Raw genomic sequence first — 25,108 nt, forward strand, 5'->3', positions numbered from 1 at the left:
TCTCTTCAATTTCGATTGGCGGTGGCGCGAGGCTCTTGCGCCTCGCTGCCCAGCTGACGCACGGCGATATAACGCTCACTGCGCCGAGTACGGTCCATGACCTGGCCAACCAGCTGGCCGCACGCGGCGTCGATATCGTCACCACGGGTGGTGCGTACCGTGACGTTATGCCCGGCCTTGTGCAACAGGTCCTGGAAGCGGCGAATGGCGTTATTGCTCGGCCGCTCGTACCCCGAGAAGGGGAAGGGATTAAACGGAATCAGGTTGATCTTGCAAGGTACATCGGCCAGAAGTGCGATCATCTGCTCAGCATGCTCGGGCTGATCGTTGACGCCCTTGAGCAGGGTGTACTCGATGGTCAGCACACGCTTCTCGCCCAGTTTGGAGATGTAGCGCTTGCAGGCCGCCAGCAGCATGTCCAGCGGATACTTCTTGTTGATCGGCACCAGCTGGTTGCGCAGCTCGTCGTTGGGCGCGTGCAGCGACAGGGCCAGCGACACGTCGATCACTTCGGCCAGCTTGTCGATCATCGGGACCACGCCGGAGGTGGACAACGTCACCTTGCGCTTGGAAATGCCGTAACCGAGGTCGTCCATCATGATCTGCATGGCGGAGACGACGTTGTCGAAGTTCAGCAACGGCTCGCCCATGCCCATCATCACCACATTGGTGATGGCGCGATCGATCTTCGCCGGCACGCTGCCGAAGGATTGGTTGGCGATCCACACCTGGCCGATGATCTCGGCGCTGGTCAGGTCGCTGTTGAAGCCTTGCTTGCCGGTGGAGCAGAAGCTGCAATCCAGAGCACAGCCGGCCTGTGACGACACACACAGGGTGCCACGGCCGTTCTGCGGGATGTACACGGTTTCCACGCAGCTGCCAGACGCCACACGCACCACCCACTTGCGCGTGCCATCGGCGGAAATATTTTCGCTGACCACTTCCGGGCCGCGAATCTCGGCAGAGGCCTCGAGCTTCTCGCGCAAGGCCTTGCCGACATTGGTCATGGCGGCGAAATCATCGACGCCAAAGTGGTGAATCCACTTCATTACCTGGCCGGCACGGAAGCGCTTCTCGCCAATGGACTCGAAGAACTGTTCCATTTCCGGCTGGGTCAGGCCCAGCAGGTTGATCTTGCCGGTGGTATTGGTCATGGCTTCACCCTCGCATCATTCGCCGTATCAGCGGATGCGCGCGCACTGCTCGGTAGCGGAGAAGAAGTAAGCGATCTCGCGGGCAGCGGAAGCTTCGGAGTCCGAACCGTGAACGGCGTTTTCGTCGATGGAAACGGCGAAATCAGCACGGATGGTGCCGGCAGCAGCTTCTTTCGGGTTGGTGGCGCCCATCAGTTCGCGGTTCTTGGCAACGGCGTTCTCGCCTTCCAGAACCTGAACGATGACCGGGCCGGAAGTCATGAAGGCGACCAGGTCCTTGAAGAAGCCGCGCTCGCTGTGCTCAGCGTAGAAACCGGCAGCTTCGCGCTCGGACAGTTGCACCATCTTCGAAGCGACGACGCGCAGACCGGCCTTTTCGAAACGGGTGGTGATCTCACCGATGACGTTCTTGGCAACGGCGTCAGGCTTGATGATGGAGAAAGTACGTTGAACAGCCATGTGAAGCTCCAGAAACTTTAGGGTTAAAGCGAAAAATTAAACCCGCGAATTATACGCGGGTTATGAGAGCGCAGCCACAGGCGGCAAGCCACAAGCTGCAAGTAAAAGCTACGCAGCGAAACCCGCGCTTGCGGCGCCGGATTTGTAGCTCGAGCGTAATCCGGGACTGTAGCGCCGATACTCCGCCCCTCCGAGCCATGCCCTACTGGGCTTCTTCGATCCAGGCTGCCTGGATGGCTTCGAGCACCTTTTCCCCACCGCGTTGCGGATCGTCGGAGAACTCGGGCAACGCCAGCACCCAGCTGCGCAGATCGACGAAGTTGACGTAGCGCGGATCGATATCCGGCTTCTGCTCGCTCAGCTCGATGGCGATATCCAGGACATCGACCCATTTCAGACTCATGACAGATACCTCCCGGATCAATGCGGCGCTTCAGCAGCGTGGTTGAGTGAATACTTGGGAATCTCGACGGTGAGGTCGTCCTCGCCGACGATGGCCTGACAGGCCAGGCGCGACTGAGCTTCGAGCCCCCAGGCCTTGTCCAGGTAGTCCTCTTCCAGCTCGTCCGCCTCGTTCAGCGAGTCGAAACCTTCGCGCACGATGCAGTGACAGGTGGTGCAGGCGCACACGCCACCGCAAGCGCTTTCCATCTCGATATGGTGCTCATGCGCCAGCTCGAGGATGGAAATGCCAGGCTCGGCCTCGACCACCAGGCCATCCGGGCAGAATCGCTCGTGAGGCAGAAAAATTACCTGCGGCATTAATTATTCCTCGATCTCGTTGAGATTGCGCCCGGCCAGCGCGGCTTTAACCGTCGAATCCAGTCGCCTGGCGGCGAAGGCATCGGTGACCTGCGACAGGCGTTTGGTCTGTCGCTCGATCGCCAGACCATCGGTGCCGGCAAGCAGATCGCGAAGCTCCTGCACCTGCAGCTCGATGACTTCGCGCTCCTCGGCATCCAGCAGACGATCGCCATCGGCCTCCAGCGCCCCCTCGACTGCCTCGATCAGACGCTGGGCATCGACCTGCTGCTCACGCAGCACACGCGCCGCCTTGTCGTCTCCGGCGTTCTGGAAGGAGTCCTGCAACATGCGTGCGATCTCACCATCGGTCAGGCCGTAGGACGGCTTGACCTGAATGCTCGCCTCGACGCCGGAGCTCAGCTCGCGCGCCGCGACACTGAGCAGACCGTCGGCATCGACCTGGAAGGTCACGCGGATCTTCGCCGCCCCGGCGACCATCGGCGGAATACCGCGCAACTCGAAACGCGCCAGGGAACGGCAGTCGGCGATCAGTTCGCGCTCGCCCTGCAGCACGTGAATCATCATCGCCGTCTGGCCATCCTTGTAGGTGGTGAACTCCTGCGCACGCGCCACCGGAATGGTGGTATTGCGCGGGATCACCTTCTCCATCAGCCCGCCCATGGTTTCCAGGCCGAGCGACAAGGGAATCACGTCCAGCAGCAACAGCTCCTCGCCATCCTCACGCTGGTTGCCGGCCAGGGCGTCGGCCTGGATCGCCGCACCAATGGCCACCACCTGGTCAGGGTCGATATTGGTCAGCGGCGCACGACCGAACAGCTCACCCACCGCCCCGCGCACACGCGGCACACGGGTCGAACCACCGACCATGACCACCGCACTGACTTCTTCCAGCTCGATACCCGAATCGCGTACGGCACGGCGGCAGGCCTTGAGGCTGCGCGCGACCATCGGCTCGATCAGCGCTTCGAATTGCTCGCGCGACAGCGAACCATGCCAGTCGCCATAGCTCAGCTCGACACTGCCGGCGTCCGTGAGCGCTTCCTTCGCTGCGCATGCAGCCTGCAGCAGGCGACGCTGGGCGGCCGGGTCGAGGTCGCTGGAAATACCGGCCTGCTGGATGATCCAGTCGGCCACGGCATGATCGAAATCGTCACCACCCAGGGCGCTGTCGCCACCGGTGGCCAACACCTCGAACACACCGCCAGTCAGACGCAGGATGGAAATATCGAAGGTGCCGCCACCGAGATCGTAGATGGCGACCACGCCTTCGGCCTTCTGATCCAGGCCGTAGGCCACCGCAGCAGCTGTCGGCTCGTTGAGCAGTCGCAGCACGGTCAGGCCGGCGAGACGTGCAGCGTCCTTGGTGGCCTGACGCTGGGCATCGTCGAAATAGGCCGGCACGGTGATCACCGCGCCCACCAGCTCACCGCCCAGGGTCTGCTCGGCGCGCAGGCGCAGAGTCTTGAGAATCTCAGCCGAAACCTCGACCGGGCTCTTCGCCCCCTGCACCGTCTCGATGAAGGGCATGTGCGATTCGCCGGCAGCGAAGCGATACGGCAACTGTTCGCCGAGCTGATGCACGTCGGCGATGCCGCGTCCCATCAGGCGCTTGACCGACAACACGGTATTGAGTGGATCGCTGGCGGCCGCCAGCTTGGCCGACTCGCCCACCTCGATGCTTGCGGCGTGATAACGCACGGCAGAGGGCAGGATAACGCCGCCATCAGCATCAGCCAGAGGTTCGGCCAGACCACTGCGCACGGCAGCGACCAGCGAGTTGGTGGTGCCCAGGTCGATGCCCACTGCCAGCCGACGCTGGTGCGGTTGTGGGCTCTGCCCTGGCTCGGCGATCTGCAATAGGGCCATGGTCTTCTTGAAATCATCAGGCAGGCTGCCGAAGCAACCTACAGGTTAATCGTCGAGGCGCTCTTCTAACTGGCGCACTTCATGAGAGAGCTTGTCGAGGAATTGCATACGGCGCATCAGGCGCTCGGCCTCTTCACGGCGCGCCTCGTCATCCCAGCACACAGCGAAGCCCTCGTTGAGCTGCTCCTGCGCGGCTTTCAGGCGGCCTTTGAAGGCAGCGACGCCAGCCAGATCTGCATCGTCCTGCAGCTCTTCCAGCTCTTCACGCAACTGCATCTGCTGCAGAAGGAAATCCGGATCCTGCACAGTCACTTCCAGCGGCAACTCGGGGCCACGCATGGCCAACAGATAGCGCGCACGCTGCGACGGTGTTTTCAGGACCTGATAAGCCTCGTTGAGGCAGGCCGAGCGCTCAAGCGCCAGGCGCTGCTCACGCTCGCCGGCATCGGCGAATCGATCCGGATGAACCTGGCGCGCCAGCTCACGGTAACGTGCCGCCAACTGCTGCAGATCGAGGCGAAAACCCGGTTGCAGGTCGAACAGGGCGAAATGGCAAGGATTACCCATTCAGGGCCTCAAATGTTGAAGCTTTCGCCGCAACCGCATTCGCCGCGCACGTTGGGGTTGTTGAACTTGAAGCCCTCGTTGAGGCCTTCCTTCACGAAGTCCAACTCGGTGCCGTCGAGATAGACCAGGCTCTTGGGATCGATGATCACCTTGACGCCGTGGCTCTCGAACACCTGGTCCTCGGCCGCCAGCTCATCGACGAACTCGAGCACGTAGGCCAGGCCGGAGCATCCGGTAGTACGCACACCGAGGCGAATGCCCTCGCCCTTGCCGCGCCCTTCGAGAGAGCGTTGCACATGGCGGGCAGCTGCTTCAGACATGGTGATGGCCATTGCAAACCTCGTATCAGAGCAAACCTTTCTTCTGCTTGTAATCGCGCACAGCAGCCTTGATGGCGTCCTCGGCGAGTACGGAGCAGTGAATTTTCACCGGCGGCAGCGCCAGTTCTTCGGCGAGCTGGGTGTTCTTGATGCTTTCGGCTTCATCCAGGGTCTTGCCCTTCATCCACTCGGTGGCGAGCGAGCTGGAGGCGATGGCCGAACCGCAGCCATAGGTCTTGAACTTGGCGTCTTCGATCACGCCGCTTTCGCTGACCTTGATCTGCAGGCGCATAACGTCGCCGCATGCCGGCGCACCGACCATGCCGGTACCTACATCGGGATCTTCGGCGTTCAGCTTGCCGACGTTGCGCGGGTTTTCGTAGTGGTCGATGACCTTGTCACTGTAAGCCATGTTGTATTTCCTCTCTCATCAGGTGCCGCTCTTCAGGCAGCTATCAGTGTGCTGCCCATTCCACGGAGGAAAGGTCGACACCTTCTTTGAACATATCCCACAGGGGCGACAACTCACGCAGCTTGTCCACCGCTTCGCGGACCTTGGCAGCGGCGTAGTCGACTTCTTCTTCGGTAGTGAAGCGACCGAAGGTGAAGCGAATCGAGCTATGCGCCAGCTCATCGTTGCGGCCCAGAGCGCGCAGCACGTAAGACGGCTCCAGGGAAGCCGAGGTGCAGGCCGAACCGGACGATACGGCGAGGTCCTTGAGCGCCATGATCAGCGACTCGCCCTCGACGTAGTTGAAGCTCAGGTTGAGATTGTGCGGCACGCGGGCAGTCAGGCTGCCGTTGACGTACAACTCTTCCATGTCTTCGAGCTGGCGATAGAAACGGTCACGCAGGGCAGTGATGCGCTGGTTTTCCGCCGCCATCTCTTCCTTGGCGATGCGGAAGGCTTCACCCATGCCGACGCACTGGTGAGTGGCCAGCGTGCCCGAACGCATGCCGCGCTCGTGACCGCCACCGTGAGTCTGCGCCTCCAGACGTACGCGCGGCTTGCGACGCACGTACAGGGCGCCAACGCCTTTGGGGCCATAAGTCTTGTGCGCGGAGAAGGACATCAGGTCGACCTTCATCTTCTCCAGGTCGACTTCCACCTTGCCGGTGGACTGCGCCGCATCGACGTGCAGCAGCACGCCACGGGAGCGGGTCAACTCGCCGATGGCGGCGATGTCATTGACAGTGCCGATTTCGTTGTTGACGTGCATGAGCGACACCAGCGTGGTGTCGTCACGCAGCACGGCTTCGACCATGGCCGGCGTGATCAGACCATCTTCGCCCGGCTCCAGATAGGTCACTTCGAAACCTTCGCGCTCGAGCTGACGCGTGGTGTCCAGCACCGCCTTGTGCTCGATCTTCGAGGTAATGATGTGCTTGCCCTTGCTGGCGTAGAAATGCGCCACGCCCTTGATGGCGAGGTTATCGGACTCGGTGGCACCACTGGTCCAGACGATTTCGCGCGGGTCGGCATTGACCAGCTCGGCGACCTGACGGCGGGCGTTCTCCACCGCCTCTTCGGCTTTCCAGCCAAATACGTGGGAGCGCGAAGCCGGGTTGCCGAAGTTACCGTCGACCAGCAGGCACTCGCTCATCTTCTGCGCGACACGCGGATCGACCGGCGTTGTGGCGGAGTAATCGAGGTAAATAGGCAATTTCATTGGGTTTCTCCTATCAGGCAAACGCCCTGCTCACTCGATGGCAGACGCTTCAATCTTATCCAAATGCGGCGCAGTGCCTCTGCCGGAGCAGCGACGCTGATCCTGGCGCAACGCGACCTCTTGAACCTCACGGCGCACGACCAGATCGGCCAGACTGATGCCACTGAGGAATTCATGAATTTGCTGACTGAGATCGCACCACAGATGATGGGTCAGACAGGTGTCGCCAGAGTGGCAATCGCCCTGCCCCTGGCAACGCGTGGCATCTACGGACTCATTGACCGCATCGATCACCTGGGCCACCTGAATGCCACGCATGTCACGCGACAGCTGATAGCCGCCACCCGGCCCGCGCACACTGGAAACCAGGTTGCCACGGCGCAGCTTGGCGAACAGTTGCTCGAGATAGGACAGGGAGATGCCCTGCCGCTCGGAAATATCGGCCAGGGAAACGGGACCATGCTGCGCGTGCAGCGCCAGATCGAGCATGGCGGTAACGGCGTAACGGCCTTTGGTGGTCAGTCGCATGGCTCTACCACGAATCACTGAATTGAGGCGGAGTATGCAATTCCCGAGTATTTAAGTCAACTATAAGACCTATTAATTTACTCAGGTTTGACCGCAAAAAGAGGCGAGATGATAGCAGAGACCACCTCGCCGCGCATCAGGCTGCAGGCTTGTCGCCCTGCCCCTTGCAGACCTCGGCGAAATCCTCGTCACGCAGCTCCGGCAACGCCTTGGCGCGATAGTCGCAATCCAGAGAAGCCAGCGCCTTGCTGACATCCTCCAGACGACCATCGACGGCCTGCAGGTGGTCGAGCAATTGCCCGATTGCCCTTGCCACCGGGTCAGGCATGTCCTGACCTACGCCATAGGCATCGAAGCCGATCTTCTCGGCCATGGCCTGACGCTTGGCCTCCTGCTCGTCATCGGACTTGACGATGATCTTGCCGGGAATGCCGACCGCGGTCGCACCGGCCGGCACCGCCTTGGTCACCACGGCATTGGAGCCGATCTTGGCGCCCGCACCAACAGTGAACGGCCCCAGCACCTTGGCGCCAGCTCCGACCACGACACCATCTTCCAGGGTCGGGTGACGCTTGCCCTTGTTCCAGCTGGTACCGCCGAGGGTCACACCCTGATAGAGCGTCACGTCATTGCCGATCTCGGCAGTTTCGCCGATCACGATACCCATGCCGTGATCGATGAAGAAGCGCCGCCCGATCTTCGCCCCCGGATGGATCTCGATACCGGTCATCCAGCGCCCGAAGTTGGACACCACGCGCGCCGGCCACTTCCAGCCCGAACGCCATAGCGCATGAGCCACCCGATGCAGCCAGGTGGCATGCAACCCCGGGTAGCAGGTCACCACCTCGAAGGCATTGCGCGCCGCCGGATCACGGTGAAAAACGCTCTGGATATCTTCTCGCATGCGTTCAAACATCAGACTTCCCCTGCTTGTGAGGCTCTCCACGCACGGCCTTCTCTGTCTCGGTAAGGATGCCGCGCAGGATATTCATTTCCAGCTTGCTCACCGCACTGCGCCCAAAAAGGCGGCGCAGGCGAGTCATCAGGTGCCGTGGCTTCTGCGGATCGAGAAAGCCGATCATCACCAGCACGCGGCGCAAATGACCGTAGAAAGATTCCAGCTCATCCGCCGTCGCGACCTGGGAATTGAGCATCGCCGTGGTTTCCAGCTTCTCCACCTTGCTCGGCAGGTTTTGCGCTGTCAGCCAGGCCATGCGCACTTCATAGGCCAGCACCTGCACCGCCGCAGCCAGGTTCAGCGAGCTGAACTCCGGGTTGGACGGGATATGCACGTGGTATTGACATCGCTGCAGCTCCTCGTTGGTCAGACCGGCGTACTCACGGCCGAACACCAACGCCACCTCACCACCCGCAGCGGCCTGTTCGCAACTGGTCGTACCGCACTCGCGAGGATCGAGCAATGGCCAGGGGATGCGTCGGTCGCGCGCACTGGTACCGATGACTAGCGTGCAGCCGACCAGCGCCTCCTCCAGCGTGTCGACCACCTGCGCGGCGTCCAGCACATCGGTGGCGCCGGATGCTCGCGCAACGGCATCGCCGCTGGGGAAATCCTCGGGAGCCACCAGCACCAGACGTGACAGACCCATGTTTTTCATCGCCCGCGCGGCACCGCCGATGTTGCCCGGATGACTGGTACCCACCAGAACGACGCGAATATTGTCCAGCAACGCAGACACTCTCAGAAACGATTAGGGGGCTACGATCTTACCCAAGCCCCGGCGTGATTGCCATGCGGGGTACAGACGGCGCTTCATCAGCAACGGTTTTCTGCTAACATGGCCGGCTTTCTTTAACGCCCCAGGTGAACCTCCCATGCAGCCCATGCTGAATATCGCCCTGCGCGCCGCTCGCAGCGCCGGTGAAATGATCTTTCGCTCCATCGAGCGCCTGGATGTCATCTCGGTCGACGAGAAGGATGCCAAGGATTACGTCACCGAGGTCGACAAGGCCGCCGAGCTGATGATCGTCCAGGCCATTCGCAAGGCTTACCCGACCCACAGCTTCCTCGGCGAAGAAGGCGGCGTGCTGGAAGGCAGCGGCGAAGGCGCTGATTATCAGTGGATCATCGACCCGCTGGACGGCACCACCAACTTCGTTCGCGGCGTGCCGCACTTCGCCATCAGCATCGCCTGCAAATACCGCGGTCGCCTCGAGCACGCCATTGTCCTCGACCCGGTTCGCCAGGAAGAATTCACCGCCAGCCGCGGCCGCGGTGCAGCTCTCAACGGTCGTCGCCTGCGCGTCAGCAATCGCAAGAGCCTTGAGGGTGCCCTGCTCGGCACCGGCTTCCCGTTCCGCGATGGCCAGCTCGATCACCTGGACAACTACCTCAACATGTTCCGCAGCCTGACCGGCCAGACCGCCGGCATCCGCCGCGCAGGCGCTGCCAGTCTGGACCTGGCGTACGTTGCGGCCGGCCGCTTCGACGCATTCTGGGAGTTCGGCCTGTCCGAGTGGGACATGGCTGCCGGCGCCCTACTGATTCAGGAAGCAGGCGGCCTGGTCAGCGACTTCAGCGGCGGCCATGATTTCCTCGAAAAGGGCCAGATCGTTGCCGGCAACACCAAGTGCTTCAAGGCCGTGCTGACGGCGATCCAGCCGCACCTGGCACCCTCGATGAAGCGCTGAGCTTTCATCGAGCAAAAATAAAAAACGCCCCGAGGGGCGTTTTTTTATGACTCGCTTTCTTATTGAGTCTGCTGCACCAGCACCAGCTCGCCCTGCTTGTTGACCGGAATGCGGCTGCCCGGATCACGGTCCATGCGCACGGTGCCGACCTTCTCGCCCAGCTGGTACTTCACATCGTAGCCCACCAGCTTCTCGCTGGTGTCGGTCACGGTGTTGCAGCGGGTTTCGGTGGTGGTGTAAGTGTCACGCTGCTGCATGCCTTCCTGAACCTTGTTGCCGGCATAACCGCCGCCAACGGCGCCGGCCACGGTGGCGATCTTCTTGCCGGTACCGCCGCCGACCTGATTACCCAGCAGACCACCGGCGATGGCCCCGATAGCCGTGCCGGCGATCTGATGCTGATCCTGTACCGGACGCTGACGCGTGACCGCCACGTCCTTGCAGACTTCCCGTGGCGTTTTCACGGTTTCATTGACCGGCGTTACGGCCAGCACCTCGGCATAATCCGGGCCACGATCAACCAGGCTGTAAGTGGCAACAGCGCCACCAGCGGTCACACCCACAGCACCCAGTACGGCACCTACCAACAGTGATTTGTTCATTTTATGTGTCTCCTAGGCTCGGCGACTCGCGCCCTTCTCCCTGCCTAGGACAGCAAAAAGCCGCGACAAGTTCGACTGGCCGCGGCTTTCGCTGACTTTCATGAAGCCTGTCACATCGTTACGGGCGGCCGTCGTCGGCCTCGGCTTCAGCCGCAGGAGGAATCAGATCTTCCACGCTGAGTTTCAGCCATACCAGCACAGTGGCACCGATATAGACCGACGAGTAGGTCCCGACCACGACACCCACCAGCAGGGTCAGAGCAAAGGCGCCCAGCACTTCACCACCGAAGAACAGCAGCGCCAACAGCGCCAGTGCTGTGGACAATGATGTAGCGATGGTACGCAGCAAGGTCTGGGTAATCGAAACGTCGATATTCTCGATCAGCGAGGTCTTGCGCAGCACGCGGAAGTTCTCGCGGATACGGTCATAGATGATGATGGTGTCGTTGAGCGAGTAACCGATCATCGCCAGGATCGCCGCCAGCACGGTCAGGTCGAACGGGATCTGGAAAAACGCCAGTACGCCCAGAGTGATGATCACGTCATGCACAAGGGATGCGATGGCGCCGACACCGAACTTCCACTGAAAGCGAAACGCCAGGTACAGCATGATGCCGCCCAGCGCCAGGAGCATGGCAATACCGCCCTGGTCACGCAGTTCCTCCCCCACCTGCGGGCCGACGAACTCGACGCGTTTGACCTCGAAACGCGTCGCCTCGTCGACCTTGCGCAGCGCGGCCGCGACCTCATTACCCAGGTCGGGAGAATCGCCAGCCAGACGCACCAGCACATCGGTACTGGCGCCGAAGCTCTGCACCACGGCATCGGTATAACCTGCCTGGCCCAGCTCGGTCTTGATTCGATCAAGATTGGCCGGCTGTTCGTATTGCAGTTCGATCAGGGTGCCGCCGGTGAAGTCCAGGCCGAAGTTAAGCCCTTTGGCGAACAACGCCCCCAGGCCGATCACTGTCAGCGCCAAGGTTATGGCGAAGGCGATATTGCGTACCGCCATAAAACGAATGGTTGATTTGATCATGGCTGCACCTCAGATCCACAGCTTCTTGACGTTGCGGCCACCGAAGATCAGGTTGACCAGACCTCGGGTGAACATGATGGCTGTGAACATCGAAGTGATGATGCCCAGAGACATGGTCACCGCGAAGCCCTTGACCGGGCCGGTGCCCATGGCGAACAGGATGCCGCCGACCAGCAAGGTGGTCAGGTTACTGTCGAGAATCGCCGAGAATGCACGGTCGAAGCCTTCATGCAGGGCGCGCTGCACGGGCAGGCCATTGGCCAGCTCCTCGCGAATGCGCGAGAAGATCAGCACGTTGGCGTCCACCGCCATACCCAGGGTCAGGACGATACCGGCAATACCCGGCAAGGTCAGGGTCGCGCCGATGGCAGACATCAGGCCTACCAGCAGCACCAGGTTGAACGCCAGAGCGACAGTCGCCAGCACACCGAAGAAACGGTAGATGGCGATGATGAAGAGGGCCACGAAGATCATTGCCCATTCGGTAGAGGCAATACCCTTGGCAATGTTCTCTGCACCCAGGCTCGGGCCGATGGTGCGCTCTTCAGCGAAGTACATCGGTGCAGCCAGGCCACCGGCGCGGAGCAGCAGCGCCAGCTCCGAGGACTCACCCTGGCCGTTCAGACCGGTGATACGGAACTGGCTGCCGAGTGCCGACTGGATGGTCGCCAGGCTGATGATCTTCTTCTCTTCGACGAAGGAAGGGACGGCGACTTCCTGCTCGACGCCATCGACGGTCTGACGCACATAGCGAGTGACCGGCTTCTGCTCGATGAAGATCACCGCCATGCTGCGACCGACATTGTTGCGCGTGGCGCGATTCATCAGATCGCCGCCGTGACCGTCGAGGCGAATGTTCACCTGCGGACGACCGTTCTCGTCGAAACTGGCCTGGGCATCGGTAACCTGGTCACCAGTGATGATCAGCTCACGCTCAAGCTGCACCGGCGGACGACCCTCCTCGCGGAAACCGAAAGCCTCGGTCGCACCACGCGGCGCGTCGAAATCGGCCTGCAGACGGAACTCCAGGTTCGCGGTCTTACCAAGAATACGCTTGGCCTCGGCGGTGTCCTGCACACCGGGCAGCTCGACCACGATGCGGTTGGCGCCCTGGCGCTGCACCAGCGGCTCGGCTACGCCCAGCTCGTTGACGCGGTTACGCACAGTGGTGAGGTTCTGGCGAATGGAGTATTCGCGGATCTCGGCGATCTTCGCCTGGGTCAGACCCAGTTGCAGGACCTGCTGGCCATTGCGCTCGACAGTGGTCAGTTCGAAATCGCTGTAATCCTTGCGAATCAGGCGCTGCGCATTGTCCAGCGTGTCGCTGTCGGCAAAGCCGAGCTGAATGCGGCCGTTGCTTTCCGGCATGCTGCGATAGCGCACGCGCTCCTTGCGCAGCAGGCTCTTGATTTCACCTTCATAGACCTGGCGGCGCACGTCCAGCGCCTTGTCCATGTCGACTTCCAGCAGGAAGTGCACGCCCCCGGAGAGGTCCAGGCCGAGCTTCATCGGGCTCGCGCCCAGGCTGCGCAGCCAGTCGGGAGTGGTTTGCGCCAGGTTCAGCGCCACGACGTAGTCATCGCCCAGTGCGCGACGGACGATGTCCTTGGCCGGCAGCTGGTCATCCTGCTTGATCAGACGAATCAGGCCGCCGCGGCCACGCTCGTCGATGCTGGCAGCCTTGACCTGGATACCGGCATCGGTCAGCGCCTTGCTGGCACGATCGACATCCGTCTGCTCGATGCTCAGCGCCGAGCTGGCGCCGCTGATCTGCACGGCAGGATCGTCTGGATAGAGATTTGGAATGGAGTAGACCAGGCCGATCGCCAGTACGGACAGAATCAGCAGGTACTTCCACAGAGGGTATTTATTGAGCATGAACGGGCCGCCCGCTATGACGCGGGGCGCTAAAAGCGCCCCGTGGAATGGAAAAACCGAGAACCGAATCAGATGGCTTTCAGCGTGCCCTTGGGCAGGGTGGCGGCGATGGCCTGCTTCTGGAACTTCAGCTCGACGGTGTCAGACACCTCGATCACCACGAAATCGTCGGCAACCTTGGACACCTTGCCGGCGATACCGCCGCTGGTGACGACTTCGTCGCCCTTCTGCAGGCCGCCGAGCAGGTTCTTGTGCTCCTTGGCACGCTTGGCCTGCGGACGCCAGATCATCAGATAGAAGATGACCAGGAAGCCGATCAGGAAAACCCACTCGAAACCGCTGCCGGCAGGGCCAGCAGCCGCGGTGTCAGCGTAGGCGGCGGGGATCAAAAAGCTCATGTAACACTCCTAATGGAAAGGATCTTCAAACGTTCGGGAAATCAGTCCAGAGGCGGCACAGGCAGGCCGCGCTTGGCATAGAAGGCTTCGACAAAGGCGGCCAATGTACCCTGTCCGATAGCCTCGCGCAAACCAGCCATAACCCGCTGATAATGCCGCAAGTTATGGATGGTATTGAGCATACTACCGAGCATTTCGCCGCACTTGTCCAGATGATGCAGATAAGCGCGCGAGAAGTGTTTGCAGGTGTAACAGTCGCAGGTCGGATCCAGCGGCGAATCGTCGAGCTTGTGCACGGCGTTGCGGATCTTCACCACGCCGGTATCGACGAACAGGTGTCCGTTGCGCGCATTACGCGTCGGCATCACGCAGTCGAACATGTCCACGCCGCGGCGCACGCCCTCGACCAGATCTTCCGGCTTGCCCACGCCCATCAGGTAGCGTGGCTTGTCGGCCGGCATCTGCGGCGGCAGGAAGTCGAGCACGCGGATCATCTCTTCCTTCGGCTCGCCGACCGACAGGCCGCCGATGGCCAGGCCGTCGAAGCCGATCTCGCACAAACCCTCCAGCGAGCGCATGCGCAGCTCCTCGTGCATGCCACCCTGGACGATGCCGAACAGCGCCGCGGTGCTTTCACCGTGCGCGGTCTTGGAGCGCTTGGCCCAGCGTAGCGACAGCTCCATCGAGCGCTTGGCCACGTCGAACTCGGCCGGGTACGGCGTGCATTCGTCGAAGATCATCACGATGTCCGAGCCCAGGTCGCGCTGCACCTGCATCGACTCTTCCGGCCCCATGAACACCTTGGCGCCGTCGACCGGCGAGGCGAAGTACACGCCCTCCTCCTTGATCTTGCGCATCGCCCCGAGGCTGAACACCTGGAAACCGCCGGAGTCGGTGAGGATCGGCCCCTGCCACTGCATGAAGTCGTGCAGGTCGCCATGCTTCTTGATCACCTCCATGCCCGGGCGCAACCACAGGTGGAAGGTGTTGCCGAGAATGATCTGCGCGCCGATGTCCTCGACGTCACGCGGCAGCATGCCCTTGACCGTGCCATAGGTACCCACCGGCATGAAGGCCGGGGTCTCGACCACGCCTCGCGGGAAGGTCAGGCGGCCGCGACGGGCCTTGCCGTCGGTAGCCAGCAACTCGAAGGACATGCGACAGGTGCGCGACATACTCAAACCTCGGGCCCGCGCGCGGCGGGATTGCGGGTGATGAACATGGCATCACCGTAACTGAAGAAGCGATAACCCTGCGCCACGGCCTCGCGATAGGCGGCCATGGTCTCGGCATAGCCGGCGAAGGCCGACACCAGCATCAGCAGGGTCGACTCGGGCAGATGGAAGTTGGTGACCAGCGCGTCGACGACATGAAACGGACGCCCCGGGTAGATGAAGATGTCGGTATCGCCGCTGAACGGCTTCAGCTCGCCGCTCTGCGCCGCGGTCTCCAGCGAACGCACACTGGTGGTGCCGACGGCGACCACGCGTCCGCCACGGGCGCGGCAGGCCGCCACGGCATCGACGACATCCTGGCCGACTTCCAGCCACTCGCTGTGCATGTGGTGATCCTCGATGCGCTCCACGCGCACCGGCTGGAAGGTACCGGCGCCGACATGTAGGGTGACGAATGCCGTTTCCACACCCTTGGCACGGATCGCCGCCAGCAGCTCGTCATCGAAGTGCAGCCCCGCAGTCGGCGCAGCCACTGCGCCCGCTTTCTCGGCGTAGACGGTCTGGTAACGCTCGCGATCCGCTTCGTCGTCCGGCCTGTCTATATATGGCGGCAACGGCATATGGCCGACCCGCTCCAGCAACGCCAGCACCGGCTCGGCGAAACGCAGCTCGAACAGGGTATCGTGACGCGCGACCATCTCGGCCTCGCCACCACCCTCGATAAGAATCTGCGAGCCCGGCTTGGGCGATTTGCTCGAGCGCACATGGGCCAGCACGCGGTGCTGATCGAGCACACGCTCCACCAGTATCTCCAGCTTGCCGCCGGACGCTTTCTGGCCAAACAGGCGCGCCGGAATCACCCGGGTATTGTTGAACACCATCAGATCACCGGAGCGCAGTTGCTCCAGCACGTCGGTGAACTGGCCATGACGCAGCGCGCCACTCGGGCCGTCCAGCTGCAACAGGCGACTGGCACGACGCTCGGCCAGGGGGTGACGGGCGATCAGCGACTCGGGCAGATCGAAGTGAAAATCGGCAACACGCATGATTCTATTCGGCGGGGGTATTTCTGCAGGATGGCGAAGCTTACCGGATTTCCCCCAGTCCGACCACGTGAGGCTGCGGCGCATACCTGGCGACGATCCGCGCCAGGGTGCCATCGTTCTGCAGCGAGCGGATGGCGGCATTGACCGCCTCGAGCCGACCCAGCCGATCTCGGTGCAGGCGCAAACGCAATTGAGAGCGATGAATCGTCGGCCCCTCCTCCACCTGCCAGCGAGTCCCGCGCAACTGCCCGTCCACATGTTGCAGATAGCGCCACTCCAGGCGGTCGAGGATGCCGGCCTCGCTGCGCCCCTGGGCAACGCGGTAGATCAGTGCCTGAACATCGGCGCCATCGTTACGCTGAAAGTGGTTGCTGCCGGCATAGCCATAGCCGCGCACGGTGGCGATGGCTCGTCCACCTAGATCCTCGAGATGACTGTAGGGGAAATCCCTGCCGGGAGGAAAAATCAGCATCTCCTCGGTTTCCAGCACCGGCACCGTCCACGCCGAGACCTCGACTTGTTCGGCGTCACTGCGCCAGCTCTTGCTGACGCAACACTCGATCTGCAACTGCCCCTCGCGAAAAAGCTTTTGCGTCCGCAGCGGCGGCAACGGGTGGCTGGCTAGCAGCGACTCCGGCAAGCGCTCATCCAGCGCGAGCATGAACTCGTGGAGGATGCCGCTGACCCGAGCCCCCTCGACTATCCAGTAAGGTGCCCAACTTTCATCGGTGACGGCGTAGGTCAGGGTGTCGGCCCTAGCGATAGGCACGAGTAGCAGACCCGTGACGAGCATCCGGCACAAACCTTTGATAACTCCTTCTCCCATGACCGCCTCACCCCGAGGTCATTTATATAAGTGCCATACTCGGCAATCTTGATGACAGCGCGATTCTAGCCGCAACCGCAATATAAAAGCCGGGCGCCATCATCACTGCCATTGGCCGCCAGTACAGGAACGCATCGATAGCCAATTACCGCATTAACGCCGATTGACCGGCGCAAGGTGCATCCCTATACTGCGCCGCCATCGTGCCCCGGTGGCGGAATCGGTAGACGCGGCGGATTCAAAATCCGTTTTCGAAAGGAGTGGGAGTTCGAGTCTCCCCCGGGGCACCACGATTCGAAGCCCGCAAGACCTTGGTCTTGCGGGCTTTTTCGTATCTGCGTGAACAATAGAGGCAATTGTTGCAAGCCGGTTACCGCCAAACTTTTCCGGCACCTCGGCAGGCCCCGTAAAACCTGGCTGGCGACCTTGCTGGCAGGGGTTGGCAATTGCGCAAAAGTTAGCGTAGAGTGATCGAACTGTTTGCATGGGTCGCCGTGAATCGTGACTCTGGTGCAGCAGATCACTTCGATCCGCTACATCCCGCTCGACTTCTATTACTCCTTGCAACCAGTCTCAGCCCTCTATACTCGGAGGCTGTCATCAACTTTAGTTTCAAGGAAAAAGACATGTCGAATCGTCAGAACGGTACCGTCAAGTGGTTTAACGACGAGAAAGGTTTTGGTTTTATCACTCCCGAAAGCGGTCCGGATCTGTTCGTGCACTTCCGCGCGATCGAAGGTAACGGCTTCAAGAGCCTGAAAGAAGGCCAGAAAGTCAGCTTCGTAGCTGTGCAAGGTCAAAAAGGCATGCAGGCCGACCAGGTTCAGATCCTGGGCTGATTGCCGCTGCTTTGAAGAACCCCTGATCTCGATCAGGGGTTTTTTTATGCCTGGGGAAAAGTCGCGGTTAGAATGGCGCGCACTTTCGTCACAGCGAGCCCATCATGCCGAAACACCAGCTACGCCCGCAGGGAGACTTTCCCACTGCCGGGCTGATTCGTCGCCTGGCGGCCCTCTTCTACGACTTTTTGCTCTGCGTGGCGCTGATCATGGTGGTCACCCTGATCTACCAACAGGGCATCCTGCGCCTGATTCATGGTGGCGATGCACTGATGGCGATGGCCGAAGCCGGCGCCCTGGACAACGACCCGCTTCTCGCCAGCCTGGTACTGCTGTCGCTGTTCGCCTTCTTCGCCAAGTTCTGGACGCATAACGGCCAGACGCTGGGCATGCAGGCCTGGGGATTGCGCATTCAGAACGCCGACGGTAGCGCCATTGACCTATGGCAGGCCTTGCTGCGTTTCGTGGTCGCCATCGGTTCCTGGCTGTTCGCCGGCCTGGGTTTTCTCTGGCTGCTGTGGGACAAGCAGGGCCGCACCTGGCACGACATCTATTCGGACAGCCGCGTGGTTCAGCTACCCAAGAACATTCACAAGAAGTAGCCCGAGCAGATACGAAAAAGCCGGTTCACTGAACCGGCTTTTTCATGCCCACAAGCGACTCAGCCGGCGCGGCGTAGCAGCCAGAGACCGGCCAGCGCGCAGATGCCAGCCGGCACCAGCACCGCCAGTAGCGGCGAGAAGCCGAACACCAGGCTCGACGGCCCCAGCAGGTCCTGAGCGATACGGAAGATGAAGCCGACCAGCACGCCGGTGAAGACGCGCTGCCCCAGCGTCACCGAACGCAGCGGGCCGAAGATGAAGGAAATCGCCATCAGCACCAGAGCGCCAGTCACCAGCGGCTGCAGTACCTTGGTCCAGAACGCCAGCCAGTAACGGGCATTGTTCAGCCCCTGCTCGCCCAGGTAGTGGATGTACTGCCACAGCCCGGTCACCGAGAGCGACTCGGGCTCCATCACCACGGTGCCAAGCAGCTCCGGGTTGAGTTCGATGTCCCAGCGCTCTTCGCGCTGATTGACCACCTCGGAACGGTCTTCATGCAGCAGCGTGGTCTGCACGTTGCTCAGCATCCAGTGGTTGTCACGGTACTCGGCACGGCGAGCGAAGCTGGCCGAAAGCAGGCGACGCTCGCCGTCGAAGCGGTAGCGCGTAACCCCGAGCAGAACACCGCCTGGTTGCACGGCGTTGATGTGCACGTATTCCTGGCCCTGACGATGCCACATACCGCGCTTGGAGCTCTGCGCCGCACCACCACCCTGCGCCAGCGCACGGTCGGCCTGGGCCTGGTTCTCGGTCAGCGGCGCAACGTACTCGCCGATCAGAATGCCGGCGAGCATCAGTACCAGCATGGGCTTCATCACCGCCCAGACGATACGCCCGATGGACACGCCAGCAGCGCGCATGATGGTCAGCTCGCTGTTGCTGGCCAGGGTGCCGAGACCGATCAGGCAGCCGATCAGCGCCGCCATCGGCAACATCTCGTAGGCCCGGCGCGGCGCGGTCAGCAATACGTACCAGAGCGCCTGACCGAGGCCGTAATCGCCCTTGTTAAGGTCGCCCAGCTCATCGATGAAGGCGAACAGCAACGCCAGGCCGAGGATGACGCCCAGTACCGCCAGAATGGCGAAGAAAACCTGAGCGCCGATGTAGCGATCCAGCTTAGCCATGAGCCACCTCCGACGCCGGCGCACGGCGGCTGGCCCACCACAAACTCAGACGTTCCCAGTACAACAACGCCAAGCCGATGGCGAGGAAGATGCCATGCACCCACCACAGGCCCAGGGCCGCAGGCAGCCGGCCCTTGTCCAGCGCGCCACGCGCGGCGATTAGCAGGCCCAGATACGCCATATAAAGGAAGATTGCCGGCAACAGCTTGAGGAAGCGGCCCTGACGCGGGTTGACCTTCGACAGCGGCACGGCCAGCAAGGTGACGATGAACACCAGCAGGGGCAACGACAGGCGCCATTGCAGCTCGGCCTGCATGCGCGGGTCGCTGCTGCCGAGCAGCTCACGAGTCGGCGTCGCCTCACGTTCGCTGGCTTCGATGGCGACCTCCGGCTTGGGCAGCAGCACGCCGTAAGTGTCGTACTGGATGGCGCGGTAATCCGCCTCGCCCGGCTCACCGTCATAGCGGTAGCCATTTTCCAGAATCAGATAGCGGCTACCGTCGTCCTGGATTTCCTGGCGCCCGCTCTCGGCCACCAGCACAGTGATGCCACGCTCGGAACGGCCATCGGTGGAGAAGCGCTTCTCCGACATGAACACGCCACGCAGCTCGCTGCGATCGGCCGACAGCTCCTGCGAATAGGTCACTCGCGAGCCATCACGCAGCGACTGGAAGCGCCCCGGCACCAGAGTATCGAGTTCGGTCAGGGCATCCTGCTCGTTGAGGATGCGCGCCACGCTGGCCACGCCCTGCGGCGCCAGGCCCAGACTCAGCCAGCCAACCAGCAGCGCGACGATCAGCGCTGGCGCCATGCTGTAAGCGGTCAGGCGCTGCTGGCTGACGCCGGTGGCCGACAGCACGGTCATCTCGCTGTCCAGGTACAGACGGCCGTAGGCCAGCAGGAAACCGAGGAACAGCCCCAGCGGCAGGATCAGTTGCAGGAAGCCGGGAATCCGGTAGCCCATGATCAGAAACAGCACGCCCGGGTCGAGTACGCCCTGCGCCGCCTGGGCCAGATACTTGATGAAACGACCGCTCATGATGATCACCAGCAGTACGGCACTCACCGCACTGAGGGTCACCAGCACTTCGCGGGACAGATAACGGAAGACGATCAAACCGGACGCTCCAGGGTTGTCAGGCTCAGGCGCGAACGCTCAAACTAGCCGCACCTACTTGCCGGCCCACCGCAGGGTGGACCCTCGAAAAATGGCGGCCATTATCCGTCAAACCCGACTCTTTGTCTTGGGGACAGCTCACTATGGAATTCCTCGTCAAAAGTACCCGTGCGGAAACCCTGAAAACCGCGACCCTGGTGGTCGCCATCGGCGAAGGCCGCAAGCTTGGTGATGCCGCCAAGGCCGTCGACCAGGCCAGCAACGGCGCCCTCTCCGCCGTGCTCAAGCGTGGCGATATCGCCGGCAAGCCGGGCCAGACCCTGCTGCTGCACAGCCTGCCGGGACTCAAGGCCGAACGCGTGCTGCTGGTGGGCTGCGGCAAGGGCGATCTATCCGACCGCCAACTGCGCAAGTTGGTTGCAGGCGTGCATGGCGTGCTCAAGGGCCTGGGCGGCAGCGACGCGCTGCTCGCCCTTGGCGAGCTCAAGGTCAAGGGCCGTGATACTTACGGCAAGACCCGCCTGATCGTCGAGACCCTGGCCGACGGCACCTACCTGTTCGAGCAGTTCAAGAGCCAAAAGGCCGAGCCGCGCGCGCTCAAGAAGATCACCCTGGTCGTCGACAAGGCCGAACAGGCCGACGCCGAACGCGCCCTGCAGCATGCCCGCGCCATCGCCACCGGCGTCGCCTTCACCAAGGACTTGGGCAACCTGCCGCCGAACCTCTGCCACCCCAGCTACCTGGCCGAAGAGGCCAAGGCTCTGGGCAAGGTGCACAAGAACCTCAAGGTCGAAATCCTTGACGAGAAGAAGCTCAAGGAGCTCGGCGCCGGTGCCTTCCTCGCCGTGGCCCAGGGCAGCGAGCAGCCGCCGCGGATGATCGTCATGCACTATCAGGGCGGCAAGAAGGACGAGAAGCCCTTCGCCCTGGTCGGCAAGGGCATCACCTTCGACACCGGCGGTATCAGCATCAAACCTGCCGCCGGCATGGACGAGATGAAGTACGACATGTGCGGCGCCGCCAGCGTGTTCGGCACGCTCAAGGCCGTGCTCGAGCTGCAACTGCCGATCAACCTGGTGTGCCTGCTGGCCTGCGCCGAGAACATGCCCAGCGGCCGCGCTACTCGCCCTGGCGACATCGTCACCACCATGAGCGGGCAGACCGTGGAGATCCTCAACACCGACGCCGAGGGCCGTCTGGTGCTGTGCGATACGCTGACCTACGCCGAGCGCTTCAAGCCGCAGGCAGTGATCGACGTGGCCACCCTCACCGGTGCCTGCATCGTCGCCCTGGGCAGCAACGTCTCCGGCCTGATGGGCAACAACGACACGCTGATCAAGCAGATCCTCAAGGCCGGCGACACCGCCGACGACCGCGCCTGGCAGCTGCCGCTGCATGACGAATATCAGGAGCAGTTGGACAGCCCCTTCGCCGACATCGCCAACATCGGCGGGCCGAAGGCCGGCACCATCACCGCCGGCTGCTTCCTGTCGCGCTTCGCCAAGAACTTCCACTGGGCGCACCTGGACATTGCCGGCACCGCCTGGATCAGTGGCGGCAAGGACAAGGGCGGCACCGGTCGTCCGGTACCGATGCTGACCCAGTATCTGCTGGACCGCGCCAAGGCCTGACGCCGCAGCCCGGCCACGCCTGTGTAGGAGCGGCTTCAGCCGCGATAATTCGCGAGTTATCGCGGATAAATCCGCTCCTACACAATGCACTTCACCGCCATTCGCTTTTTATCGTCGAAGCCCCTGATGCCCAGAATCGAGTTCTACGTTCTATCCTCCAGCGACGCCGCGGGCCGTCTGCGCGCCGCCTGCCAGTTGGCGCTCAAGGCCTGGGGCGCTGGCCTGCCGGTGTTCGTCCGAGGTAGCGACGAGGCGCAATGCGCTGAACTCAACGAGCTGCTGTGGAGTTTCAAGGCCGAGCGCTTCGTACCCCACGACCTGCATCAGGACGCGCCGCTGTCGCCCGTGGTACTGGGTATCGATGAAGTGCCGAGTGCCGACCAAGGCGTGCTGATCAACCTCGGCAGCAGCCTGTCGCCGCACGTCGAGCGCTTTTCCCGCATCATCGAGATCGTCAACCAGCAACCCGAATTGCTCAGCGCCTGTCGCGAGAATTTCCGCACCTACCGCCAGCGCGGGTATGATCCGCAGCGCGTCGAACTTTAGTGGCCGTCGGCGCTCACAATTCAGGCTACTTCTGCCCTTTTAGCCCGCCGCACCGACCGCCATGGACACGCCCAAGCCTCCGCAAAAACCTGCTCAACTGCTGCACGACCTGGAGTCGATTCGCGAGCTGCTGGGTGACGACAGATCCGAGCCACCGCTGCTGATCGACTCACTCGATCCGGACAGCATCCCGGTGCTGTCCGATATCGTCAGCGCGCCGCCCGGCCCACCGCCGCCCTTCCACGCCGCGCCGGCGCCCAAGCCGAGCGCGCCGGCGCCAGCATCTGCCGAGCCTCCGCCCGCGAGCCCATTGCGTGAACGCATCGAGCCGCGCCTGCACGACAGCGCCCGCGAGTTGCAGCACCTCAATGGCGAGCTGCGCGCAGCCGCGCAACTGATCCTGCAGGACGTGATCGACGACTTCGTGCCGCAGATCGAGGCCGAACTCAAACGTCGCCTGGAAGCCCGACTGCCGCGCCTGTTGCCGCCGCGCAAACCCTGACACGTCTCAACCCAGGCGGCGCGCCCTGCCCCCAGCGCCGCGCCACTGCCCTCTGACGCGCAGCCCTTACGCCACAAGGCCCATCCCCGTTATACTTGTCGGCTTTTCCGATCAGCCGTCACAAGGGTCCCGCCGCGCATGGACAAGACCTACCAGCCGCACGCCATCGAATCCAACTGGTACCAGACCTGGGAGCAGAACGACTACTTCGCCCCGCAAGGTCATGGTGAGCCGTATACCATCATGATCCCGCCGCCGAACGTCACCGGCAGCCTGCACATGGGTCACGGCTTCAACAACGCGATCATGGATGCGCTGATCCGCTTCCGCCGCATGCAGGGCCGCAACACCCTGTGGCAGCCGGGCACCGACCACGCCGGCATCGCCACGCAAATGGTGGTGGAGCGCCAGCTGGCAGCGCAGGGTATCGGTCGTCACGACCTGGGCCGCGAGAAATTCCTGGAGAAAGTCTGGGAATGGAAGAACCAGTCCGGCGGCACCATCACCCGCCAGATCCGTCGCCTCGGCTCCTCTGTGGACTGGTCGCGCGAGCGCTTCACCATGGACGACGGCCTGTCCGGGGCGGTGAAGGAAGCCTTCGTCCGTCTGCATGAAGACGGCCTGATCTACCGCGGCAAGCGCCTGGTAAACTGGGACACCAAGTTCCACACCGCCATCTCCGACCTGGAGGTGGAAAACCACGACGAGAAAGGCTCGCTGTGGAACCTGCGTTATCCGCTGGCCGACGGCAAGAAAACCGCCGAAGGCAACGACTACCTGATCGTCGCCACCACCCGCCCGGAAACCATGCTCGGCGACAGCGCCGTGGCCGTGCATCCGGAAGACGAGCGCTACAAGGCGCTGATCGGCAGCTACGTCGAACTGCCGCTGCTGGGCCGCCGCATCCCGATCATCGCCGACGATTACTGCGATCCCGAGTTCGGCACCGGTTGCGTGAAGATCACCCCGGCGCACGACTTCAACGACTACGAAGTTGGCAAGCGCCACAACCTGCCGCTGATCAACATCTTCGACAAGAATGCCGCCGTGCTGGCCAGCGCCCAGGTGTTCAACCTCGACGGCAGCGTCAACGAGCAGATCGAGGCCAACATCCCCGAGCAGTTCGCCGGCCTGGATCGTTTCGAGGCGCGCAAGCAGATCGTCGCTGCGTTCGACACTGCCGGCCTGCTGGAGAAGATCGAGGATCACGCGCTGAAAGTGCCGAAGGGCGACCGCTCCGGCACCGTGATCGAGCCGTGGCTGACCGACCAGTGGTACGTTTCCACCAAGCCGCTGGCGGAAAAAGCCATCGCTGTGGTCGAGAGCGGCGAAATCCAATTCGTGCCCAAGCAGTACGAGAACATGTACTTCAGCTGGATGCGCGACATCCAGGACTGGTGCATCAGCCGTCAGCTGTGGTGGGGCCACCGCATCCCGGCCTGGTACGACGAATCCGGCAACGTCTACGTCGGCCGTGACGAAGCGGAAGTACGCGCCAAGCACAATCTCGGTGATGCCGCCCTGCGCCAGGACGAAGACGTGCTGGACACCTGGTTCAGCTCCGGCCTGTGGACTTTCTCCACCCTCGGCTGGCCGCAGCAGACCGACTTCCTCAAGACTTTCCACCCGACCGACGTGCTGGTCACCGGCTTCGACATCATCTTCTTCTGGGTCGCGCGGATGATCATGCTGTCGACTCACCTGACCGGGCAGATTCCGTTCAAGACCGTCTACGTGCACGGCCTGGTACGCGACGGCCAGGGGCAGAAGATGTCTAAGTCCAAGGGCAACGTGCTCGACCCGCTGGA

The 25,108-nt window shown here is 62.4% G+C and carries 28 protein-coding genes and 1 tRNA gene; 8 read left to right on the forward strand and 21 right to left on the reverse strand.

What is annotated here, in order from left to right:
• Positions 1–5: 5 nt before the first annotated feature.
• From rlmN to trmJ, 12 genes are all read right to left on the reverse strand, one after another.
• Complete coding sequence (gene rlmN / locus B2U07_RS08115) at positions 6–1,154, reverse strand: 23S rRNA (adenine(2503)-C(2))-methyltransferase RlmN (RefSeq protein ID WP_275545989.1); 1,149 nt, start codon at positions 1,152–1,154, stop codon at positions 6–8.
• A 27-nt stretch (positions 1,155–1,181) separates the two neighbouring features.
• Positions 1,182–1,613 carry a nucleoside-diphosphate kinase gene (gene ndk / locus B2U07_RS08120; RefSeq protein ID WP_003459696.1) on the reverse strand — a complete coding sequence of 144 codons (432 nt, stop codon included), beginning with the start codon at positions 1,611–1,613 and terminating at the stop codon, positions 1,182–1,184.
• Between the two features lie 202 nt (positions 1,614–1,815).
• Positions 1,816–2,016 carry a Fe-S cluster assembly protein IscX gene (iscX, locus tag B2U07_RS08125; RefSeq protein ID WP_275545990.1) on the reverse strand — a complete coding sequence of 67 codons (201 nt, stop codon included), beginning with the start codon at positions 2,014–2,016 and terminating at the stop codon, positions 1,816–1,818.
• A 17-nt stretch (positions 2,017–2,033) separates the two neighbouring features.
• Positions 2,034–2,375, reverse strand: coding sequence for an ISC system 2Fe-2S type ferredoxin (gene fdx / locus B2U07_RS08130; RefSeq protein WP_197858454.1), 342 nt, complete (start codon positions 2,373–2,375; stop codon positions 2,034–2,036).
• A gap of 3 nt (positions 2,376–2,378) precedes the next feature.
• Positions 2,379–4,244, reverse strand: a complete 1,866-nt coding sequence (hscA, locus tag B2U07_RS08135) for a Fe-S protein assembly chaperone HscA (protein WP_275545991.1) — start codon at positions 4,242–4,244, stop codon at positions 2,379–2,381.
• Between the two features lie 45 nt (positions 4,245–4,289).
• Entirely contained in the window at positions 4,290–4,811 is a 522-nt protein-coding gene (gene hscB / locus B2U07_RS08140) for a co-chaperone HscB (RefSeq protein WP_275545992.1), read from the reverse strand.
• 8 nt (positions 4,812–4,819) lie between these two features.
• Positions 4,820–5,143, reverse strand: coding sequence for an iron-sulfur cluster assembly protein IscA (gene iscA, locus B2U07_RS08145; RefSeq protein ID WP_197858449.1), 324 nt, complete (start codon positions 5,141–5,143; stop codon positions 4,820–4,822).
• Positions 5,144–5,156: 13 nt separating this feature from the next.
• A complete protein-coding gene (gene iscU, locus B2U07_RS08150; RefSeq protein ID WP_017362576.1) occupies positions 5,157–5,543 on the reverse strand; it encodes a Fe-S cluster assembly scaffold IscU in 387 nt (128 codons plus the stop codon).
• Positions 5,544–5,586: 43 nt separating this feature from the next.
• A complete protein-coding gene (locus B2U07_RS08155; RefSeq protein ID WP_197858447.1) occupies positions 5,587–6,801 on the reverse strand; it encodes an IscS subfamily cysteine desulfurase in 1,215 nt (404 codons plus the stop codon).
• A 30-nt stretch (positions 6,802–6,831) separates the two neighbouring features.
• Positions 6,832–7,329, reverse strand: coding sequence for a Fe-S cluster assembly transcriptional regulator IscR (gene iscR, locus B2U07_RS08160; RefSeq protein ID WP_197858445.1), 498 nt, complete (start codon positions 7,327–7,329; stop codon positions 6,832–6,834).
• 136 nt (positions 7,330–7,465) lie between these two features.
• On the reverse strand, positions 7,466–8,245 hold the full coding sequence (gene cysE, locus B2U07_RS08165) for a serine O-acetyltransferase (protein WP_197858443.1): 780 nt from the start codon (positions 8,243–8,245) through the stop codon (positions 7,466–7,468).
• A complete protein-coding gene (gene trmJ, locus B2U07_RS08170) occupies positions 8,238–9,017 on the reverse strand; it encodes a tRNA (cytosine(32)/uridine(32)-2'-O)-methyltransferase TrmJ (protein ID WP_275546056.1) in 780 nt (259 codons plus the stop codon). Before trmJ ends, cysE begins: the two co-directional genes overlap by 8 nt.
• Positions 9,018–9,162: 145 nt before the next feature.
• Here trmJ and suhB point away from each other — a divergent pair, with 145 nt between their 5' ends.
• Positions 9,163–9,978 (forward strand): inositol-phosphate phosphatase, encoded by an 816-nt coding sequence (gene suhB / locus B2U07_RS08175; RefSeq protein ID WP_197858442.1) that lies wholly within the window; start codon positions 9,163–9,165, stop codon positions 9,976–9,978.
• A gap of 59 nt (positions 9,979–10,037) precedes the next feature.
• On the opposite strand, the gene B2U07_RS08180 is transcribed toward suhB, so the two are convergent.
• The 7 genes from B2U07_RS08180 to B2U07_RS08210 all read right to left on the reverse strand — a co-directional run bounded on the left by B2U07_RS08180 (position 10,038) and on the right by B2U07_RS08210 (position 16,906).
• Positions 10,038–10,580 carry a glycine zipper 2TM domain-containing protein gene (locus B2U07_RS08180; RefSeq protein WP_197858440.1) on the reverse strand — a complete coding sequence of 181 codons (543 nt, stop codon included), beginning with the start codon at positions 10,578–10,580 and terminating at the stop codon, positions 10,038–10,040.
• 118 nt (positions 10,581–10,698) lie between these two features.
• Positions 10,699–11,613, reverse strand: coding sequence for a protein translocase subunit SecF (gene secF, locus B2U07_RS08185; RefSeq protein WP_275546057.1), 915 nt, complete (start codon positions 11,611–11,613; stop codon positions 10,699–10,701).
• Positions 11,614–11,625: 12 nt separating this feature from the next.
• Complete coding sequence (gene secD / locus B2U07_RS08190) at positions 11,626–13,494, reverse strand: protein translocase subunit SecD (protein WP_197858438.1); 1,869 nt, start codon at positions 13,492–13,494, stop codon at positions 11,626–11,628.
• 68 nt (positions 13,495–13,562) lie between these two features.
• Complete coding sequence (gene yajC, locus B2U07_RS08195) at positions 13,563–13,892, reverse strand: preprotein translocase subunit YajC (RefSeq protein ID WP_197858436.1); 330 nt, start codon at positions 13,890–13,892, stop codon at positions 13,563–13,565.
• Between the two features lie 41 nt (positions 13,893–13,933).
• Positions 13,934–15,049, reverse strand: a complete 1,116-nt coding sequence (tgt, locus tag B2U07_RS08200; protein WP_197858519.1) for a tRNA guanosine(34) transglycosylase Tgt — start codon at positions 15,047–15,049, stop codon at positions 13,934–13,936.
• A gap of 20 nt (positions 15,050–15,069) precedes the next feature.
• Positions 15,070–16,113 (reverse strand): tRNA preQ1(34) S-adenosylmethionine ribosyltransferase-isomerase QueA, encoded by a 1,044-nt coding sequence (gene queA, locus B2U07_RS08205; protein ID WP_275545993.1) that lies wholly within the window; start codon positions 16,111–16,113, stop codon positions 15,070–15,072.
• Positions 16,114–16,153: 40 nt separating this feature from the next.
• Positions 16,154–16,906: a substrate-binding periplasmic protein gene (locus B2U07_RS08210; protein ID WP_275545994.1), complete on the reverse strand. Its 753-nt coding sequence runs from the start codon at positions 16,904–16,906 to the stop codon at positions 16,154–16,156.
• 238 nt (positions 16,907–17,144) lie between these two features.
• Here B2U07_RS08210 and B2U07_RS08215 point away from each other — a divergent pair.
• The 3 genes from B2U07_RS08215 (at position 17,145) to B2U07_RS08225 (ending at position 18,380) form a co-directional block, all read left to right on the forward strand.
• Positions 17,145–17,229 (forward strand) — tRNA-Leu (locus tag B2U07_RS08215).
• A 336-nt stretch (positions 17,230–17,565) separates the two neighbouring features.
• On the forward strand, positions 17,566–17,778 hold the full coding sequence (locus tag B2U07_RS08220) for a cold-shock protein (RefSeq protein WP_003298189.1): 213 nt from the start codon (positions 17,566–17,568) through the stop codon (positions 17,776–17,778).
• Between the two features lie 104 nt (positions 17,779–17,882).
• Positions 17,883–18,380 carry an RDD family protein gene (locus tag B2U07_RS08225; RefSeq protein WP_197858396.1) on the forward strand — a complete coding sequence of 166 codons (498 nt, stop codon included), beginning with the start codon at positions 17,883–17,885 and terminating at the stop codon, positions 18,378–18,380.
• A gap of 59 nt (positions 18,381–18,439) precedes the next feature.
• Here B2U07_RS08225 and lptG read toward each other — a convergent pair whose 3' ends face one another.
• On the reverse strand, positions 18,440–19,504 hold the full coding sequence (gene lptG, locus B2U07_RS08230) for an LPS export ABC transporter permease LptG (RefSeq protein WP_197858394.1): 1,065 nt from the start codon (positions 19,502–19,504) through the stop codon (positions 18,440–18,442).
• On the reverse strand, positions 19,497–20,621 hold the full coding sequence (lptF, locus tag B2U07_RS08235) for an LPS export ABC transporter permease LptF (RefSeq protein WP_275545995.1): 1,125 nt from the start codon (positions 20,619–20,621) through the stop codon (positions 19,497–19,499). Before lptF ends, lptG begins: the two co-directional genes overlap by 8 nt.
• Before the next feature lie 143 nt (positions 20,622–20,764).
• On the opposite strand from lptF, the gene B2U07_RS08240 reads away from it, so the two are divergent.
• The 4 genes from B2U07_RS08240 to B2U07_RS08255 form a co-directional block, all read left to right on the forward strand.
• The gene (locus tag B2U07_RS08240; RefSeq protein WP_275545996.1) at positions 20,765–22,252 is read left to right on the forward strand and encodes a leucyl aminopeptidase; all 1,488 of its coding nucleotides are present in this window, start codon (positions 20,765–20,767) and stop codon (positions 22,250–22,252) included.
• 126 nt (positions 22,253–22,378) lie between these two features.
• Positions 22,379–22,798 (forward strand): DNA polymerase III subunit chi, encoded by a 420-nt coding sequence (locus B2U07_RS08245; RefSeq protein WP_275545997.1) that lies wholly within the window; start codon positions 22,379–22,381, stop codon positions 22,796–22,798.
• 61 nt (positions 22,799–22,859) lie between these two features.
• The gene (locus B2U07_RS08250) at positions 22,860–23,300 is read left to right on the forward strand and encodes a DNA polymerase III subunit chi (RefSeq protein ID WP_275545998.1); all 441 of its coding nucleotides are present in this window, start codon (positions 22,860–22,862) and stop codon (positions 23,298–23,300) included.
• Positions 23,301–23,438: 138 nt separating this feature from the next.
• Positions 23,439–25,108 (forward strand): valine--tRNA ligase (locus B2U07_RS08255; RefSeq protein WP_296276745.1); only part of this gene is annotated, 1,670 nt, incomplete at its 3' end.

Origin of the sequence: Pseudomonas sp. UBA7530 (assembly GCF_002479365.1) — a bacterium.
Classification (GTDB): domain Bacteria; phylum Pseudomonadota; class Gammaproteobacteria; order Pseudomonadales; family Pseudomonadaceae; genus Aquipseudomonas.